The sequence below is a fragment of the Streptomyces sp. GbtcB6 genome (assembly GCF_019091475.1).
Lineage (GTDB): Bacteria > Actinomycetota > Actinomycetes > Streptomycetales > Streptomycetaceae > Streptomyces > Streptomyces hyaluromycini.
This window is the reverse complement of the sequence record NZ_JAGXJL010000154.1, coordinates 1-1,432: the sequence shown is the minus strand read 5'-3', so window position 1 is coordinate 1,432 and position 1,432 is coordinate 1. Positions and strand designations below refer to the sequence as shown.

2 protein-coding genes are annotated in these 1,432 nt (G+C 67.0%); one reads left to right on the top strand and one right to left on the bottom strand.

All coding sequences use genetic code 11. The features are described from left to right. A protein-coding gene (locus KVT45_RS54935) for an IS5 family transposase (protein ID WP_254648755.1) occupies positions 1-877 on the top strand; the annotation gives its coding sequence in 2 pieces (ribosomal slippage) (positions 1-351 and positions 351-877; 878 coding nt annotated over the 2 pieces). This gene is flagged as partial in the annotation. Between the two features lie 7 nt (positions 878-884). Here KVT45_RS54935 and KVT45_RS54930 read toward each other — a convergent pair. After that, positions 885-1,361: an NUDIX hydrolase gene (locus KVT45_RS54930; protein ID WP_217562621.1), complete on the bottom strand. Its 477-nt coding sequence runs from the start codon at positions 1,359-1,361 to the stop codon at positions 885-887. Positions 1,362-1,432 lie beyond the last annotated feature (71 nt).

Here is a 1,432-nt window from a genome sequence, read left to right as displayed (position 1 = left end):
TGGCTCGCGGTGATCTGACAGACAAGCAATGGGTGTGCCTGGAGGCGGTGTTGCCTGAGTTGCCGGTGATGGGGCGTAAGCCCCGGGGCCGGCGGCAGGTCTTCGACGGGATCTGGTGGCGAGCCAGGACCGGTTCGCCCTGGCGGGATGTGCCGGAGCGATACGGCCCGTGGGAGACGGCATACTCGGTCTTCCGTCGCTGGCAGATCGACGGGACCTGGACTCGCATCTTGAAGAAGCTGCAGGTCAAAGCGGATGGTGCCGGGCATATCGAGTGGGAGGTGTCCGTCGACTCCACGATCTGCCGGGCCCACCAGCACGCCGCCGGGGCCCGGAAAAGGGGGACCACGATCCGGGCCGGTCGCGTCCGGACGGCCTGGCGGCCGAGCCGGACGACCACGCCATCGGCCGCTCGCGCGGCGGCCTGACCACGAAGATCCACCTCGCCGTCGACTCCACCTTCCACGTCCTGGCCACGGCCATCACCGCAGGGCAGCGAGGTGACGCCCCGCTGTTCACCGAGGTGATGAATCGCATCCGTATACCCCGGACCGGCGGGGGTCGCCCGCGGACCCGGCCCGTTCATGTCCTCGCCGATCGGGCGTACTCATCCCGCGAGATTCGCGAGTACCTGCGCCGGCGGCACGTACCACACACCATTCCGGAGAAGCGGGACCAGGCCGGACACCGACGCCGCCGGGGCTCGGCGGGCGGGCGCCCGCCCGGCTTCGACCGCGAGGTGTACAAGCGCAGGCACAAGGTCGAGAATCGGATCGGCTTGATGAAACAGGCCCGCGGCGTTGCGACGCGCTACGACAAACTCGCCGTCCGCTACGAAGCCACCGTCCAGCTCACCCTCATACGGCAATCGTTGTGACCTCACCTCATGCAGAATCCTGATCACACCACGGACCGTCTGGCACCAGAGTGCTGAGCACAGTCAGCAACTGCGGCGGCTCAACCGGGTCCGGCAGTGAGCCCAGATCCGACCATGGAATCCAGGCGTGCGTGTCCAGGTTGGCCTGCTCGTCGGGGAGCAGGCCGGTACGCACCAGGGATGGTTGCTCGCCGGCAAATTGAGCGACGAAGAAATGCTCCGTCCCGATGTGCCGCTTGCCGTTCCACTGCACATCACGGTCGACGAGCACCGACCGGTCAAGGACGGCAGCCGGGTCGAGTCCGGTTTCCTCGACCAGCTCACGTCGTGCCGTCACCAGCGGCGTCTCGCCAGGCTCGATGCCGCCACCGGGCGGCTCCCAGAGCCATGTCCCGTCGAACGGATCCCGCCAGTGCAGAAGAAGTAGGCGGTGGGCAGTGTCCAGGCAGATGACCCTGGCGGCGGGCCGGTGCGTTTTTTCCACCGTCCTGACGCTATGCGGTACCCGAAATGTCGATCAAGGCCTGTGCTGATCGACATCTCAAACACGGCCTA